At 57.2% G+C, this 16,511-nt stretch carries 17 protein-coding genes; all 17 read right to left on the bottom strand.

Translation table 11 applies throughout. The features are described 5' to 3' along the window. Positions 1 to 51 precede the first annotated feature (51 nt). On the bottom strand, positions 52 to 840 hold the full coding sequence (gene ypjB / locus B4113_RS06110) for a sporulation protein YpjB (RefSeq protein WP_033844065.1): 789 nt from the start codon (positions 838 to 840) through the stop codon (positions 52 to 54). A gap of 266 nt (positions 841 to 1,106) precedes the next feature. After that, positions 1,107 to 1,712, bottom strand: coding sequence for a DUF1405 domain-containing protein (locus B4113_RS06105; protein WP_033844947.1), 606 nt, complete (start codon positions 1,710 to 1,712; stop codon positions 1,107 to 1,109). A gap of 79 nt (positions 1,713 to 1,791) precedes the next feature. Further along, the gene (locus B4113_RS06100) at positions 1,792 to 2,556 is read right to left on the bottom strand and encodes a menaquinol-cytochrome c reductase cytochrome b/c subunit (RefSeq protein ID WP_061912317.1); all 765 of its coding nucleotides are present in this window, start codon (positions 2,554 to 2,556) and stop codon (positions 1,792 to 1,794) included. 51 nt (positions 2,557 to 2,607) lie between these two features. Next, a complete protein-coding gene (gene qcrB / locus B4113_RS06095) occupies positions 2,608 to 3,282 on the bottom strand; it encodes a menaquinol-cytochrome c reductase cytochrome b subunit (protein WP_033021820.1) in 675 nt (224 codons plus the stop codon). A gap of 3 nt (positions 3,283 to 3,285) precedes the next feature. Further along, positions 3,286 to 3,795, bottom strand: coding sequence for a ubiquinol-cytochrome c reductase iron-sulfur subunit (locus tag B4113_RS06090; protein WP_033021821.1), 510 nt, complete (start codon positions 3,793 to 3,795; stop codon positions 3,286 to 3,288). A gap of 142 nt (positions 3,796 to 3,937) precedes the next feature. Next, positions 3,938 to 4,393, bottom strand: coding sequence for a YpiF family protein (locus B4113_RS06085; protein WP_061912316.1), 456 nt, complete (start codon positions 4,391 to 4,393; stop codon positions 3,938 to 3,940). A gap of 89 nt (positions 4,394 to 4,482) precedes the next feature. Beyond that, positions 4,483 to 5,016 carry a ReoY family proteolytic degradation factor gene (locus tag B4113_RS06080; protein WP_033021302.1) on the bottom strand — a complete coding sequence of 178 codons (534 nt, stop codon included), beginning with the start codon at positions 5,014 to 5,016 and terminating at the stop codon, positions 4,483 to 4,485. Between the two features lie 56 nt (positions 5,017 to 5,072). Continuing rightward, the gene (locus B4113_RS06075; RefSeq protein WP_033021305.1) at positions 5,073 to 6,329 is read right to left on the bottom strand and encodes a tetratricopeptide repeat protein; all 1,257 of its coding nucleotides are present in this window, start codon (positions 6,327 to 6,329) and stop codon (positions 5,073 to 5,075) included. A gap of 269 nt (positions 6,330 to 6,598) precedes the next feature. Further along, the gene (gene aroA / locus B4113_RS06070) at positions 6,599 to 7,882 is read right to left on the bottom strand and encodes a 3-phosphoshikimate 1-carboxyvinyltransferase (protein ID WP_033844948.1); all 1,284 of its coding nucleotides are present in this window, start codon (positions 7,880 to 7,882) and stop codon (positions 6,599 to 6,601) included. Between the two features lie 49 nt (positions 7,883 to 7,931). Further along, on the bottom strand, positions 7,932 to 9,035 hold the full coding sequence (locus B4113_RS06065; RefSeq protein ID WP_061912315.1) for a prephenate dehydrogenase: 1,104 nt from the start codon (positions 9,033 to 9,035) through the stop codon (positions 7,932 to 7,934). Positions 9,036 to 9,118: 83 nt separating this feature from the next. Next, positions 9,119 to 10,216, bottom strand: a complete 1,098-nt coding sequence (gene hisC / locus B4113_RS06060) for a histidinol-phosphate transaminase (RefSeq protein WP_033021241.1) — start codon at positions 10,214 to 10,216, stop codon at positions 9,119 to 9,121. A gap of 15 nt (positions 10,217 to 10,231) precedes the next feature. Next, positions 10,232 to 11,056 carry a tryptophan synthase subunit alpha gene (trpA, locus tag B4113_RS06055; protein WP_033021239.1) on the bottom strand — a complete coding sequence of 275 codons (825 nt, stop codon included), beginning with the start codon at positions 11,054 to 11,056 and terminating at the stop codon, positions 10,232 to 10,234. Beyond that, entirely contained in the window at positions 11,034 to 12,248 is a 1,215-nt protein-coding gene (gene trpB, locus B4113_RS06050; RefSeq protein ID WP_033021236.1) for a tryptophan synthase subunit beta, read from the bottom strand. Before trpB ends, trpA begins: the two co-directional genes overlap by 23 nt. A 100-nt stretch (positions 12,249 to 12,348) precedes the next feature. Then, complete coding sequence (locus B4113_RS06045) at positions 12,349 to 13,002, bottom strand: phosphoribosylanthranilate isomerase (RefSeq protein ID WP_033021235.1); 654 nt, start codon at positions 13,000 to 13,002, stop codon at positions 12,349 to 12,351. Beyond that, positions 12,965 to 13,765, bottom strand: a complete 801-nt coding sequence (gene trpC / locus B4113_RS06040; RefSeq protein WP_033021232.1) for an indole-3-glycerol phosphate synthase TrpC — start codon at positions 13,763 to 13,765, stop codon at positions 12,965 to 12,967. The genes B4113_RS06045 and trpC overlap by 38 nt, the downstream gene beginning before the upstream one ends. After that, the gene (gene trpD / locus B4113_RS06035) at positions 13,758 to 14,777 is read right to left on the bottom strand and encodes an anthranilate phosphoribosyltransferase (RefSeq protein ID WP_033021231.1); all 1,020 of its coding nucleotides are present in this window, start codon (positions 14,775 to 14,777) and stop codon (positions 13,758 to 13,760) included. The genes trpC and trpD overlap by 8 nt, the downstream gene beginning before the upstream one ends. Next, positions 14,771 to 16,297, bottom strand: coding sequence for an anthranilate synthase component I (gene trpE, locus B4113_RS06030; RefSeq protein ID WP_033021228.1), 1,527 nt, complete (start codon positions 16,295 to 16,297; stop codon positions 14,771 to 14,773). Before trpE ends, trpD begins: the two co-directional genes overlap by 7 nt. Positions 16,298 to 16,511 lie beyond the last annotated feature (214 nt).

Raw genomic sequence — 16,511 nt, 5'->3', positions numbered from 1 at the left:
TCCCCCCCCCCGTCCAAAAAAAAACGGGGAGCATTCCCTTGAACCACCCGTTTATTCCTCGGGCTGCCGCGCCCGTTTTTCCTCTTTTTCCCCTTTGTATTTCCGCCAGCCGACGTACGTTAACGTCAACACGATCATTCCGCCGGTTGAAATCATAACCCAAATCAGCGACGGGTCGGCCTCGTCCTTTTTCACTCCGGCAAACAGCGCCCTAAGATCATGGCGCGCGGTCGAAAGCCGCTCGCGCCGCTTCGTTTCATCGGCTTGCCAAAACGCGGCGGCTTGCAGCGCTTCGAGATCGTCATCGACTTTTGTCGCCACTTCGGGCGGAACGTCAATTTTCACGCTCGGTTCGATCAACGTGTAGCGGTCAACCAGCTGGCGCACCGCAGCGGCATATGCCTCTTTTTCACCGCGCTCCGCCGCTTTTTCCATCGCCGCCAACGCCTCCATCACCGCCGGCTCCATCTCCGACCAAAGCGGCTGGTAAGTTGAATGGATGGCATCAACGACAAGGCGAAATTGGGTGACCGCCGCCACCTTGTCTTCCGCCGAAATCGGCGCGCTCATCGCCCTGACCGCCTGCTCGTGTGTCACGGTCACCGCTCGCAGTTCATCAGCTGATCTCAGTCGTTCCTTCGCCCCTAACGCGAAAAACCGTTCAGAGAAATAGCGGAGCACTTCTTGCGCTTCAGCGAAGCGCTCATTTTTGGCCAATTGCAGCGCCTCGTCGGAAATATCATCTAATTTTTCCCAATCGCTCCGTTGCCCCGCCGCATCGACGGACACCGACCATAAAAAAGCGAGCGACAACAGCAAGGCCAGCCCGATTCGTTTCATCATCGTCCCTCCTCCATTCACTACTACAATGTATGAAGGAGTGGACAAGAGTAGACCAGCCAAGTATCGTAAAGCGCCGCCCGTCTTTTCGCCGCAGCCCTCCGCGGCCGGCGGGACGGAGAGCTGCCCAACGCCGACTCAACAAAGAAAGCGGGAAAACCGATCCTCCCCTTTTCCATTAGCGAAACAAGCGGGTGGAGCGACATGGGACTTAGCTGGAAAAGTTGATCGTTCCTGCCGAAAGAACGACCGGAGCGTCACCTCCGCTAGGCGCCGCGATCGGACAGACAGAGCCGACGGCGCGGCTGACGGATGCCAAGCCAATACGCGCCGGCAAGGGAAGCAATGCTCAGCCAAAACGTGAAATAACCGATGACATCGGCGTAATTCGCCAACATCTGATAGCGCGGCATCATGCCGAAAACGTAGTCAATGATGTCATTATGCAGCGTCCAGACGGCAGCCAACGCCAAATGCGAGCAGCGGAACCGATAGAACGGAGCGTATACGATCCCTTCGACCGCCATCGCCCCGTGCGAGACAATGAGCAGCCAACCCGCCCAGTCAAGCGTGCCGGTGACCCGCCAGACGAGCACGTTCATGACGACCGCCCAAATGCCGTACTTGACGAGCGTCACCACGGCCAGCGCTTCGAACAGCGGCGCCCGCCGGCCGAGCAGCCAAGCGCCGAGGACGATGAGAAAAAAAAGACTCGCCGTTGGGCTGTCAGGCACAAACGGTAAAAACAAAGGGGGCGTATCGGCTAGCTGATACCTATACCAATAATATCCATATGCTGTGCCGGCAGCGTTAACGGCAAAGAGCAGCCAAACGACCGACCGGGAAGCGAGCAGCGCATAAAGCCATGCCATCATTCGCACCTCTCTTCGATTGGGCACGAGCACGAAAAAAGCTGACTAACGCGAGTCAGCTTTTCCGGACCGAACCTAATTATTTCGCTTTTAAACCGGCGATGAATTCAGACAACTTTTTCAGCTCTTCATCCGTCCCTTTAAATACGCCGGCTGGCATGTTCCCTTTTCCTTGCTTAGCAATTTTAGCAATTTCTTCTGGCTTTAAGCCGGTGCCGATGAGCGACGGACCAGCGCCGCCGGACAAGTTTTGCCCGTGACATGACGTACACGTATTCGCTTGGGCGATTTTATAACCTTCCGCGTTCGTATCAATTTTGACTTCAGCGCGGATTTTCCCTTGTTCAGCCGCTTTTTTCCAGTCGTGCGTGACGACCGCTTCCCATGTCAAATAAATCATCGCCGCCAACGTCAAGAGCATCATGCCTGTCGCCACCGGTCGCTTCCACGGACGGCGCTCCGGGCCGCGATCCAAAAACGGTGCCAACAACAATGCAGTAAACGCCAATCCTGGCATAATAATGGCGCCAACGACCGTATACGGACCAGACGCATATGAATATTTGAGCAATTGGTACAAGAACAAGAAATACCAGTCAGGCAGCGGCACATACGTCGTATCCGTCGGGTCGGCGATCCGCTCAAGCGGCGACGGATGGGCGACCGTCAAGCATAAAAACCCGATTAGGAAGACCGAACCGACAAGCCACTCTTTCAGCAGGAAGTTCGGCCAAAACGCTTCCGTTTTCCCGGGATATTCCGAATAATCCTTTGGGATATTCGGTTTTTTCACCGCGGGAACGCGGGAGTCGCCGACGAATTTCATTCCTTTTCCGCGATGCATTGCGTCGTTCCCTCCTTTTTTCTGTCACCTGCAAACGCTAGGCCGACCGGATCATAGCGGACCGGAAATGCCTTGTCTGCGGATCATTAAGAAGTGCGCTGCCATTAAGCCGAGCAATGCCGCCGGCAGGAAGAAGACATGAATGGCAAAGAAGCGTGTCAACGTTTGCGCGCCGACAATCTCCGGATCTCCAGCCAACAGCGTTTTGATCGCCGGACCGATAAGTGGAGTTGCTTCGGCAATTTTCAACCCTACTTTCGTCGCGAACAGCGCTTTCATATCCCACGGCAACAGGTAGCCGGTAAAGCCGAGCCCCATCATAACCATGAAAATTAATACGCCAACGATCCAGTTCATTTCGCGCGGCTTTTTATATGCCCCTTGGAAAAAGACGCGCAGCGTATGTAAAAACATCATGACGATGACCAAGCTCGCCCCCCAATGGTGCATGCCGCGCACGATTTGGCCGAACGCTACTTCGTTCTGCAAGTAATACACCGACTCCCACGCATTTTTAATATCCGGAACGTAGTACATCGTCAAAAACATGCCCGACAAAATTTGAATGACCGTAACAAAAAATGTCAGCCCGCCAAAACAATACACGAAGGCGGAAAAATGGTGGGCCGGGTTGACATGCTCCGGAACTTCGTGATCGGCAATATCCCGCCACAAAGGCGTAATATCCAAGCGCTCGTCCACCCAATCATACAGCTTGTTTAACACGCATTACGCCTCCCCTCTCGGTTTCGCCTTGCCCAAGTACAGCTTCCCGTCTTTCACTTTGTACTCGTAGCGGTCAAGCGGCGCCTGCGGCGGTGTCCCCGGAATGTTGGTGCCGTCCTTCGTATAGCGCCCGTAGTGGCACGGACAGAAAAACTGGTTCGGATGCTCTTTGTCCGTATTCCAGTCGACCGTACAGCCAAGGTGTTTGCAGATCGGCGACAAGGCGACGATGTTCCCTTTTCCATCCTTGTACACCCAAGCAGATCTTGGCTCTTCCGCTTCATACCAAGCGTCTTTCACCTTGACCTTGAAGTCGAAGCGCTTCGGCTCTGTCGTGATTTCCTTGACGTCAGCCACCGCGACCATACCCGTTCCCGCTTCGTCTTTCAAAAGCGGATCAAAAGCAAAGCGAAGCATCGGCATGAGCATTCCCGCGGCCATAAAGCCGCCGACGCCGGTCAACGTGTAGTTCAAAAACTGACGTCTCGTGACGCGATGTTTGTTGTCGCTCATCGTTTTCCCCCCTCTATGCAAGATCAAGTCCGCACCGGACGATTGTATGTATAACACATATGGAAAACTAGGACATTCTAATGATAGCGCAATCGTCGGGCAAGGTCAATATCGCAGCTGGCAAAACGTCCGACTGTCGTGTTTACTCTTGCGCCCAGCGGCCGACAAGAAAGCGGAGCAACCCGGTGGCCTGCTCTCTAATGAGCTCATGCTTGTACGATGCCTCCATGCTTGCGAGCGGAACGGACGGAACGAACCAAACGCGGTCGGCTTCGTCCCCCTCTTGCCACGAACGATCGCATGTCACATAGACGGAATGCGCCATTCCTTCCCGCCCAAGCCGCCTTGTCCAATCGGAAAGCCGTTCGCGAAGCACGGAGCGCGGTTCATCGACAAAATATACAAACGGCGGCAATAAAAACACCCGCCCGCGGAGCTGCCGCTCGGCCTCAGCGGCGACAAGCCCGACCAGCTCCCCGCCGGAGGCGAGCCGTTTCGCCTCTTGGTCAAAGGCCAGCGGCAGGAGCGGAACGAGCGCCGTATCGACGTACCCGCGCTCCTTTTCATACACGTTGACGTCTTCACTGATCCATTTCATATGTGCTCCCCTCTGTCCGAAAAGTGGATTTCTTGTTATCAACATATCACATTTTTCGGCAAAAGAAAAACCTTGCCGATGGCAAGGTGCTACAGTTGATTCAACTCGTCCGTCAGGCGGCGGAACGCCTCTTCATCGCGGCGGTCGAGCGCTTCATCGATCCATTTCATGAGCCGATCGCGCCGAAACTCGTAAATGGACCGCTCCAAAAACTGTTCGGCTAGGCGCTGGTCGTTTTCGCTCACCTGTGCCTGCCTCGGCGCGTACGGGTTTTCCTCAAGGACGGCAACGTATTGCGGTGAGTGAAAAGAAGCGCGAAAATTGAGCTGAATGTAAATATCTTCGTCGCGGTTCAGCCGAATGTCATGAAACGACTTTTCCGCATCGGTCGTCATCACATTGCCTTTATAAAACCGAAACGGCACATCGTCAACGCAATGGGTCGACATCACGATGCCGCGCGGGCAATATTGGGCGTTCTCGACGAAATGCACCTTTTGCATCAGCTGGTCATGGCTCATCAAATAGTTCAAAATCCAAACACACTCGCGCCGCTTCAACTGGTAATGGCTTAAAAACCACCGGATAAACTCCTTTTTTTCATTGACGGACACGTGTGTCATTGTGCGCTTCCCCCTCGATCGGTTTCCAAAAAAGAGGTTGGGCCACCGCTTCTCCCCTACTCCTCCAGATCCAACAGAACGTCAGCCGCCTCAGTGTGCGTTGGGTCGAGGCGAACGATTTGTTGAAATATTTCTCTCGCCGCCGCTCGATTTCCTTCTTCGATGAGAAAATATCCATACTCTTCGAGAAAATCGATGTCGTGTTTAAAGAAATTATATGCCTCATTGTAATGGTTTAATGCATCTTCATACCGCTCAAGCCGGTGTTTGGCGCGCCCTAAATCCCATTCGAACTGCGGGTCGTACTCACCGTCGGCCATCGCCCCTTCCAACAGCGACACGACCTCCTCATAGCGCTGTTCGTTTCGCCAAAGCGCCGATAAAACGGTGAGCGCCTCGATGTAGCCCCCATCGATCTCAAGCGCTTTTTTCAAGTGTTCCTCCGCTTCCTCCGGCTTGTTGAGCTTGAGCGCCAGTTTGCCGGCGTAAAGGCGGAGCTCTTTATTCCATTCATCGACGCCGATGCCCTCAAGCGCCGTCTCATAGCTCTCAACAAGCCGCCCTTCCTGTTCATACGCTTTCGCTAGGTGAAGGTAAAGCGGGCTGTAGTCGGGGTCGAGCGCCTTTAAGGCGCTAAACTGCTCGATGGCCGTTTGCGCATAGCCGGCCTGCAAGGCGGTGAACCCATAAGCGAACAACGTCCGGCTGTCCGTTTTTTCCCGAAGCGCCTCTTGATAATACGAAAGCGCGGCTTCGAATTCGCCTGAGCGGCTGAGCGCCTCAGCGATTCGCTCGGCGATCAAGACGCCGGCCAGCTCCGTTCCTGTTTTCCGCACTTGCTCATAAAGCGGCACGCTTCTCGCGTACTCGCCTTGGGAAAAATAGAGCTCAGCGAGCGCCAATGGCACGATTGGCTCATGAGGCGCTTTTTCATAGGCTTGGCGCAACTTTCGCTCGCTCACTTCCGTCAGCCCTTGCATTTCGTACAAATCGGCAGCCAGCAAGCAGGCGCGCACGAATTGCGGATCGTCCTCGCCAATCTCTGCCAAAATGGCAAGCGCATCGTCTTCCGCTTCCAATTCCGTATACACTTCAGCCAAAAACAGGCGAATATCGCCATCATCCGGGTAGCGGGCGGCAAGCTCTTCAAGCAGCTCTTTCGCTTCTTCCGGCATCCCTAAGCCGTACAAATAGTCGGCAAGCGCATACTTTTCCTCATCATTTCCGTATTGTTTCACCTTCGGCACGAGCGCCAGCGCTTGATCGATGTGGCCGTTTTCCACAAGCCGAATGATCTGTTCGACGCGTGTCATGCTTCGTCAGCCCTCTCCTGCAGCAAGGAGCGCGAATCCGCTTCGGTCTGAGACCCCTTGCTTGTTCAAATTATGTACCGTTCCAACCGGAACATCCATTATCATAATCGACAACGGCCGTTTCGGCAACCAAACCGCTCACCGATCGCTATTGGCCCGCCGTGTATCCGCTTTCAAAAAAAAGAAGTGGAGAAACCCGCCCTCTCATTGACAACATATGAGGGAACAGCGCCAAATAGAACCGCCCGCCCGCTCGAGGCGGGGGGCGGTCACAACAAGGAACGAAGATCGGCAAAAAACGTTGGGTAAGAGACGGCGACCGCCTCTTTCCGGTTAAGGCGGACCCGGCCTTTCGTGATGCAGGCAGCAATGGCGAGCATCATGCCGATCCGATGATCGCCGTGGCTGTCGACTACAGCGTCATCGGCCACCAGCGGCGTTTTCCCGCGGATGATCATGCCGTCATCGGTCGCTTCAATGTCGGCGCCAAGCTTTTTCAGCTCGGCCACGACCGTATCGATCCGATTCGTTTCTTTCACCTTCAGCTCAGCAGCATCGCGAATGACCGTCGTCCCTTCCGCTTGCGTCGCGAGCAGAGCGATGATCGGGATTTCATCGATCAATCTTGGAATCAGATCGCCGCCAATATCGACCGCCCGCAGTGTTGACGTGCGGACCGTTATGTCGGCAACCGGCTCGGTCTCCTCGTTGCGGACGTTGTCAATGGCGAGATCCGCGCCCATTTGCGCAAGCACGTCGAGGATGCCGGTCCGCGTCGGATTGAAGCCGACGTTTTTCAGCGTAATTTCACTGTTTGGCACAATGGCGCCGGCGACCAAGAAAAAGGCGGCCGATGAAATGTCGCCGGGAACGTAAACGCGCGTCCCCTCTAAGCGCTGCGGACCCGCTATGGAGACGGTGAAGCCGGCAACGTCGACCCCGCCTCCAAACAGCCGAATCATCCGCTCCGTATGGTCGCGCGAACGGTGCGGTTCCGTAACCGATGTCACGCCGTCTGTGAACAAGCCGGCAAGCAAGACGGCCGATTTCACTTGGGCGCTGGCCACCGGCGAAGCGTAATGAATGGGGCGGAGCGCGCCGCCGCGAACGGAAAGCGGCGTATAATTGCCGCCCTCGCGCCCGTCAATGTGCGCCCCCATCTCGCGCAGCGGCTTCGTCACCCGGCCCATCGGCCGCCTGGCGATCGATTCATCGCCGACCAAGCAGGCGTGAAACGGCTGGCCGGCCAAAATGCCGAGCAAAAGGCGCGCCGTCGTCCCGGAGTTGCCGACATCGAGCACCGCGGCCGGCTCGCGCAACCCGCCGGGGCCGACTCCTTCGACAACGACGGTCGTCCCGTCTTGGCGAATGTCAACGCCGAGTTTGCGGAAACAATCGATGGTGCTCAAACAATCCGCTCCGGGCAAAAAGTGTTCGATTACCGTCCGCCCGGAAGCAAGCGCGCCAAGCATGACGGCGCGATGGGAAACCGACTTGTCGCCGGGCACTTCAATCGCGCCCCGGAGCGCTGAGACGTTCGTTGGCAGCTGCATCAAAACCCCTCCACTATCTTTCATCGTTGCCTTGATCGGCGGCATCGCGCTATCCCTCATAGGCGGCATAGCTCGTATGTTGGGCGAGGCACGCTTTCGCCCGCGCCCGATCCTCCTCGCTTTGAAAGCTGAGACGAAGCACGCCGTAAATTTCTTCGCGCGTTTCAATAATGCGAATGTTGGTGATGCTGATGTTTTCCTTCGCCAAGTAGCCGGTCACCTCGGAAATGACGCCCGGATAATCCGGCACATCGACGTACAGATCATAGAAGGACGGGATCGCCCCTTTCGTGCGCGCCGGCAGCCCGTCGCGAAATTGCTTGGCTTCTAGAAAGTAATGGTAAATGGCCGGGCTGTTTTCTTCTTCGACAAAGGAACGCAACTTTTCCATCTCCGCCATCCATCGGTCAAACAACGTCAGCATCTCCTGCTTATTATGGATCAAGATATCGCGCCACATTTCCGGATTGCTCGACGCAATGCGGGTGATATCGCGAAAGCCACCGGCCGCCAGCCGGCTGACAAGCGCATTTTCACACTCGTACTCGCGCGCCTGATGGACAAGGCTCGCCGCGATCAAATGCGGAAAATGGCTGATGACCCCGGTGATGCGGTCATGTTCCTCGGGCGTCAAGATGACGAACTGGGCCTTCGTTCCGGAAAGCCATCGTTTCAGAATTTCGACCCGCTGCACCGCCACCTCTTCAGTCGGCGTCAAAATGTAAAACGCATTTTCGAACAGATGAGCTCTAGCCGCCGCCACCCCGCTTTTATGCGATCCGGCCATCGGGTGGCCGCCGATGAAAGCTACGCCGCACTCAAGCAGGCGGCGCGCCCGTTCGACGATGCGCCGCTTTGTGCTGCCTACATCCGTCACAATGACGCCCGGCTTCAGCCGCTCAAGCGGCAGCGAGGAGAGCAGCGCCTCTGTCTGCATGACCGGGGCGGCCAAAACGATCAAATTGGCCCGTTCGTATGCTTCGGTCAATGAACCGGCGGCCTCATCGATGACTTTGAGCGAACGGGCTAGGCCGAGCTGCCGCTCATCGACATCATACCCAATGATCACCGCCTCCGGATGCGCTTTTTTGATGGCGAGCGCCATCGATCCCCCAATCAAGCCAAGGCCGACAATCAACACGTTTCCTTCCAATCGTCCCACCTACTTATGTAAACATGCGCCTGCCGCCTTAAAAAGCGGCAGGCATGTTCTTCTGAAAGTTCGCCATCAAGCCCCTAGGCGAGCTGTGCTTTTCCCAGCATCTCCGAAAGAAGCGTAAACACGCGATCGTTTTGCTCTTTCGTGCCGACGGTGATGCGCACCCCGTTCGGCAAGCCAAGCGCCCGCCCCGAGCGGACGATCACGCCCCGCTCAAGCAAGTAGCGAAACACCTCATCGCCGTCCACTCCAACCTCCATAAACAAAAAGTTCGTTTGCGACGGATAATACTTCAGGCCGTTCTCCTCGCAAAAGCGATAATACCGCTCAAGCTCGGCCCGATTTCGCTCAACGCAGACGCGGATGAACGCCTGATCGTCAAGAGCGGCGACGGCGGCGGCTTGGGCGATGGTGGAGGTGTTAAACGGTTCGCGCGCCGGTTCAATGGCGCGAATGAGCGACTCGTTGGCGATGCCATAGCCGACGCGGAGCGCGGCAAGCCCGTACGCTTTCGAGAACGTGCGCATAATGAGAAGCTGTTCGTACTCGTTCAACAGCGGAACGGTCTGCGGATAATCGGCCGCTGTGACGTACTCATAGTACGCCTCGTCCAAAACGACAAGCACGTGCGGCGGCACACGGTCCAAAAAGGCGCGCAACTCCGTTTCGTTCACGTACGTGCCGGTCGGGTTGTTCGGGTTGCAAATCCAGACGATGCGCGTATTCCCGTCGATGGCGTTAAGCATCGCCTCTAAATCGTGCCGGCCGTCAACGAGCGGCACTTCGCGCACGTCCGCCCGTTCGATGACGGCGTTGTGCCGGTACTGCGGGAACGTCGGCGTCGCCATGACCGTGTTCGCACCCGGCTCTAGGAAGGCGCGGCAAACGATTTGCACGACTTCATCCGAACCGTTGCCAAACAGCAGCTGTGTTTCCTTGACGCCGAGATGCTTCGCCACTTTTTCACGCAGCGTACGGGCATAACCGTCCGGATAGAAGGCGAGGTGGTCAAGCCTAGCGGCGATGGCCGCTTTCACCGCCGGCGACGAACCGTACGGATTCTCATTGGAAGCTAGTTTAATAATTTCGGAAAGGCCGTACTCCCGCTTCACTTCTTCGATGGATTTTCCCGGCTGGTACGGGGAAAGCCCCCGGAGCGATTCCTTGACTTGCATCGATCGCCAACTCCTTCATTGGAACTTTTCGCGCGAAGCACACGGTTCGCGCAGCGGCGCGGCGAGCGCGCGAACATAGGCCGCAAACTCAGCGATGGTCGCTTCCTTTTCCCCCGGAGCCTGCAGGCGTTCAAGCAGCTGTTCGACTTTCTGGACGAGCGCGCTGCCAACGACAACGCCGTCGCATTCGCGCTTGAGCACCGCCACTTGCTCGGGCGTGGAAACACCAAAACCAACGACAACGGGCACGCGGCTATGCCGCTTGACTTCACCGAGAAAATCGCCAAGCGTCTCGGGCAGCGTCTCGCGCACACCGGTGACGCCAAGTGAAGAGACGCAGTACAAAAACCCTTCAGCCGCGGAAGCGATCCGCTCGATCCGCTGCTTCGACGTCGGAGCGACGAGCGAAATGAGCGGCAGGCCAAACCGCTCGCCAAGCCGACGGAGCGGCGCGCTTTCCTCAAACGGCAAATCAGGGATGAGCACGCCGTCGGCGCCATTTTCCCGCGCTAAAGCAAAAAAGGATTCTTCTCCTAATTGTAACACAGGATTATAATACGTAAAGAGGATAATCGGAATTTTGACTCCTTTTTTTCGCATCTCAGCGACGAGATGAATGGCTTTCGGCAGCGTCATTTGTCCGGCGAGCGCCCGAGCGGCAGCCCGCTGGATCGTCGGTCCATCGGCGAGCGGATCGGAGTACGGCACACCAAGCTCGAGGACATCCGCCCCGGCGTCTTGGAGCGCCAACGCAAGGTCGACGGTCAAAGCGGCGGTCGGATCGCCGGCCACGAGAAACGGGATAAAGAGCGGCGGATTAACGGACAACAACGCCTTCACCTTCCTTCCCACCGAGATGATGCATCATCGTCTGCACATCTTTGTCACCGCGGCCCGACAGGCAAACGAGCACCGTCTCATCCGGGGTCATCCGGCGGGCGAGTTCAACCGCTTTTGCCACCGCGTGGGCCGATTCGATCGCTGGAATGATCCCTTCTGTTTGCGCCAGCAGTTGGAACGCGGCGATCGCTTCCGCATCGGTCGCGCTTTCGTAGTCGACGCGGCCAATGCTCGCCAAATACGCGTGTTCCGGACCGACGCCGGGATAATCCAAGCCGGCGGAAATCGAATACGGTTCGAGAATTTGCCCGTATTCATCCTGCAGCAAGTACGTCATCGCCCCGTGGATGACTCCTTTCGTCCCTTTGGTAATGGTCGCCGCATGGTGCGGAGTGTCGATCCCTTTGCCGGCCGCCTCGACGCCGACGAGACGGACGTCATCTTGCAAAAACGGGTAAAACATGCCGATGGCGTTGCTGCCGCCGCCGACGCAGGCGACGATCACATCCGGAAGCTTTCCTTCGCGGGCGAGAACCTGTTCTTTCGCTTCATCGCCGATCACGCGCTGAAATTCACGCACCATTTTCGGATATGGATGGGGACCGACGACCGAACCGATCATATAAAAGTGGTCATCGCAATGAGCGACCCAGTAGCGGATCGCCTCGTTCGTCGCGTCTTTCAGCGTCCGGTTGCCGCTTGACACCGGCACGACTTCAGCGCCTAACAGCTTCATGCGAAACACGTTCAGCGCTTGCCGCTTTATGTCCTCTTCCCCCATAAAGACGATGCAATCCAAGCCGAAGTGTGCGGCCACGGTCGCCGCCGCTACCCCGTGCTGCCCGGCGCCGGTTTCGGCGATCAGCTTTTTTTTACCCATCCGCCGCGCCAAAAGCGCCTGACCGATGGCGTTGTTAATTTTATGGGCGCCCGTGTGGTTTAAATCTTCGCGCTTTAAATAAATTTTCGCGCCGCCCGCCCATTCTGTCAAATTCGGCGCGAACGTCAGCGGCGTCGGCCGCCCGGAATACTCGTGCAAAATGCGCACATATTCGCTCTGAAACGACTCGTCGGCTAACGCGCGGTCAAGCTCTGCTTCCAGTTCCTCAAGCGGACGCATGAGCGTCTCCGGAACAAATTTGCCGCCGAAATCGCCGAATCGGCCGTATTCATTTGGAACGTGTTCCCTCATCGAAGCCACCTTCTTTTCGTTTTTGTCCGCAGGAAAAAAGCCGCCTGCTAACGGGCCGTTGCCGCAGCGGCGCGGTTTCGCCTCGCGGCACGGGCTCCCGTCACTCCCCTTTTTCCCCGCAACATCGTTTGACCTTGTGTTCGATTCGCTTCATCTTGGACGGATCTTTGCGGCCGTCTGTTTCGATGCCGCTGCTAATGTCGATGCCGTCAGGACGATAGGCCGCAAGCCGTTCGACATTGTCCGGAGTGATGCCGCCGGCGATAAAGCACGGCACGCCTTGGCGCGCCGCCTCTTCCAAATAACGCGGCACCGCCTCCCAATCGAAAGTGACGCCCGTGCCCCCCCATGCGCCGGCGACGCGGCTGTCAACGACATAGCCATCGGCAAGGCTGGCATACTGTTTCATCGCTGCAAGCGCTCCGTCACCATGGTGAATCGCCTTCCAGACCGGGAGGCGCACCGCTTTTTTCACCGCGGCCAGCTCCGCTCGATCCTCCCGCCCGTGGCATTGAATGATATGGAGCGGGAGTTCGCGGACGACGGCCGCGATCCGTTCGACCGGGGCGTTGACAAACACGCCGACAAGCTGTTTCGCCCCGAGCGCCTGACCGTCGAGCCAACATCTCACTTCCGCGGGCAACACTTTCCGCCTGCTCTCAGCAAAAATAAAACCGAGATAGTCAGCCCCGCTTGCCAAGGAAGCCTGCACGTCCTCACGGGATCGGTTTCCGCAGTATTTCAAGCGGATCATTCTCATCTCCCTCTCCAAACAGCCGGTAAACCGCCCGCTCCACATCCGGCTGGCGCATGAGTGATTCACCGACGAGCATGGCCTGCGCCCCATACGATTCCACCGTCTTTACATCACTGTAAGAGCCGATCCCGCTTTCACTGACGATGACGCACGATGACGGAATGAGCGGGGCAAGCGTTTTGGTCGCCTCAAGCGTCGTCACAAACGTGCGCAAATTCCGGTTGTTAATGCCCACCACTTCGGGCGTAAACCGTTCAAGCACGCGCTCTAGCGTTTCTTTCTCGTGCACTTCGACCAAACATTCCAGCCCACGGTCATACGCTTCTCGATAAAGCGACTCCAACGTGTCAACAGAAAGAGCCTCGCCGATCAGCAAAATGGCATCGGCCCCAAGCCGGGCGCTTTCCTCCACCTGCCGTCGGTCGATGATAAAATCTTTGCGCAGCACCGGGATGTCGACCGCTTCTTTGACCGCTTGCAAATAGCGGCGGTGCCCTTGGAAATATCGTTCATCCGTCAGCACGCTGATGGCGTCGGCCCCGGCGCGCTCATACGCTTTGGCGATGGCGACCGGATCAAAATCGGCGCGGATGATGCCTTTTGACGGCGACGCTTTTTTCACCTCGGCGATCAACCCGAGCGCCCGCCGCGGCCGTCGGAGCGCCGCCGCAAACGAGCGGCGCTTCGGTTGTGGCAGCGGTTCCGGCCATACGAATGTGTCCAGTTCGCTTCGCTTCGTCGCTAAGATTTGTTCAAGCATCGTGCACCACTTCCTTCGTCCGCAGCCGCTCCAGCTGGGCGTAGGCGGTTTTGGACAAAATGGCGTCTTTTGCCATCGCCGTCCCGGCGGCGATCGTTTCGGCCTTGCCGGCGGCGTACAGAGCGGCTCCGGCATTCAATGCCACCATGTTTACGGCGCTGGCTGGAGCCGTCCCTTCCATAACGGCCTGAAGCAGGGCGGCGCTTTCTTCCGGATTGCGCACTTGCACATCGGCGAGCGCGCCGCGCGGAAGACCGGCATCTTCCGGGGCGATGACGAAACGGCGGATCTCGCCGTTTTTCAGTTCGACGACATCGGTTTCCGCCGCAATGCTGCATTCATCGAGACCATCGCGGCCGGTGACAAACAAGACGTGTTCGGAACCAAGGCGGCGCATCGTCTCGGCCAGCTTCTCCGCATAATCGGTCGAGGAAACGCCGATGACTTGCCGCTTGCAGCGCGCCGGGTTGGCCAGCGGGCCGATCAAATTGAACACCGTGCGGAAGCCGATTTCCTTCCGCGGCCCAGCCGCGTGTTTCATCGCCGCGTGATACAGCGGAGCGAACAAAAACGCCAATCCTGTTTGATCCAACGCCCGCTTGGCGGCCTCCGGCGACGATTGGATATCGATGCCAAGCCGCTCCAACACATCGGCGCTGCCGCTTTTCGATGAGACGGCGCGGTTGCCGTGCTTTGCCACTTTGACCCCGAGCGAAGAAACGACGATCGCGGCGGCGGTGGAGACGTTGAACGTCGCCGCGCCGTCTCCGCCTGTGCCGCACGTGTCAATGACCTCATCACCGGCGTCAATGGCCGTCATTCGATCGCGCATCGCCCGCACAAACCCGACCAATTCATCCACCGTCTCCCCGCGCACGCGCAACATCGACAACAAACTGGCGATTTGGCTGGCGGTCGCCTCCCCCGCCATCACCGCATTCATCGCCGCGTACGCTTCCGCTTCGGTCAGCGTTTGCCCTTCTGCGCACTTTCCAAGCAGCTCTTTTAGCATACGGTCCTCTCCCCCTTGACAACGAATCGTTCCGCTTGTTCGATCGCCTTTAGTAACGCGCTAGCTTTATTGCGCGTCTCTTTCCATTCGAGTTCCGGAATCGAGTCAGCGACGATCCCGGCGCCCGCCTGCACGTAAGCGCAGCCGTCTTTGACGACCGCCGTCCGAATAGCGATGCAAGAATCGATGTTGCCGTCAAAGCCGATGTAAGCCATCGCCCCAGCGTACAGCCCGCGGGCAGTCGGTTCGAGCTCCTGCAAAATTTGCATCGCCCGCACTTTCGGCGCCCCGCTGACCGTCCCGGCCGGAAATGCGGCAAGCAGGGCATCGATCGGATGAACGTCGTCCTTCAGCTCCCCGACGACTTTGGAAATCAAATGCATGACATGCGAAAACTTCCCGATCTCCAGCAAAACCGGCGTTTCGACCGTTCCGAACTTCGCGACGCGGCCGATATCGTTGCGCGCTAAATCGACGAGCATGTAATGCTCGGCCCGCTCTTTCGGGTCGCGATACAGCTCATCAGCAAGCGCGGCATCTTCCTTCGGCGTCCGGCCGCGCCGCCTCGTCCCTGCGATCGGGTCGATTTCGACGCGCCGCTTTTGCACTTGAATAAGCTTTTCCGGCGAGCTGCCGACGATTTCTGTTCCATCCATGCGAAAGTAAAACATGTACGGAGACGGATTGATATGGCGGAGCAGGCGGTAAATGGGAAATCCACCCGCTTGCACCGGCACGGAAAACCGTTGCGACAGCACCGCTTGAAACACGTCGCCGGCGGCGATATATTGCTTGACTTTTTCAACATCGCGCAAAAATTGATCTTTGTCGTAATTGGACACCACCCCAGCAAACGAAACGGCGCCTTTGACTTCTTCCGCCGCCGGCAGCAGCAGCCGCTCGCTTTGCTCTCTTGCCGCTTTCGCCGCCAAAGCGTCAAGCCGCTTCTTTGCGGCGCTGTATGCTTCGATTCGTTCTTGTTTCGTTTCCCCGCCGTTCAACCGAATGTAGTGAATGAGGGAAAGTTCGCGTTTTTGATGGTCAAAGACAAACAGCGACTCGCAAAAGACGAAATAAGCGGCTTTCATGGCGACATCGCGATGGCGATGGCGCGGCACTTTTTCGATGGCAGAAATCAAATCATAGGCTAAAAACCCGACCGCGCCGCCAGCAAACGGCGCCACCCCGACAAGCGGCTTGACAGCGAGCGTCCGCTCGACCCACTGAAACGCCTCTTTCAGCGTCGGAGCCGTCATGCGCTCCATGCCGGTTTCGTCCTTGACTGTAAACGTCTCCCCCGTTTCGCTTTCAAGAGTCAAAAACGGAGAAACACCGATAAAGGAATAACGCGCCCACGGCGATTCATCATCTTTGCTTTCGAGCAAAAACACCGCTTCATCACGCAAATTGTGAAACACGCCAAGCGGTTCGATGACATCGGCCAAAAATTTGCGCACGATCGGAATGGTGTGAAACTTGTCGGCATCCGCCAAAAAAGCGGCCAACTCATCGGTAGACATCTCTTCTCCTCCCCTCCGGACAGCCGGGTGGAGAATGAGGGTTTATGAGGCGAAATGTGAGGAAAGAAAAGCCCAAAGACGGTCGTCTTTGGGCAGATGATCGCCAATCAAAGCAACCTCACCTCGGCTAAACTCGCTCATTCTCATCTACCCTGCGCTCGTTCTCTGCTCATGCTCTGCTTCCACCGCCCGCGCCTAGAAGGCCGGGGATTTA

It is taken from the genome of Geobacillus sp. B4113_201601, from assembly GCF_001587475.1.
GTDB lineage: Bacteria > Bacillota > Bacilli > Bacillales > Anoxybacillaceae > Geobacillus > Geobacillus icigianus.
This window is presented reverse-complemented; position numbering and strand designations above follow the sequence as displayed.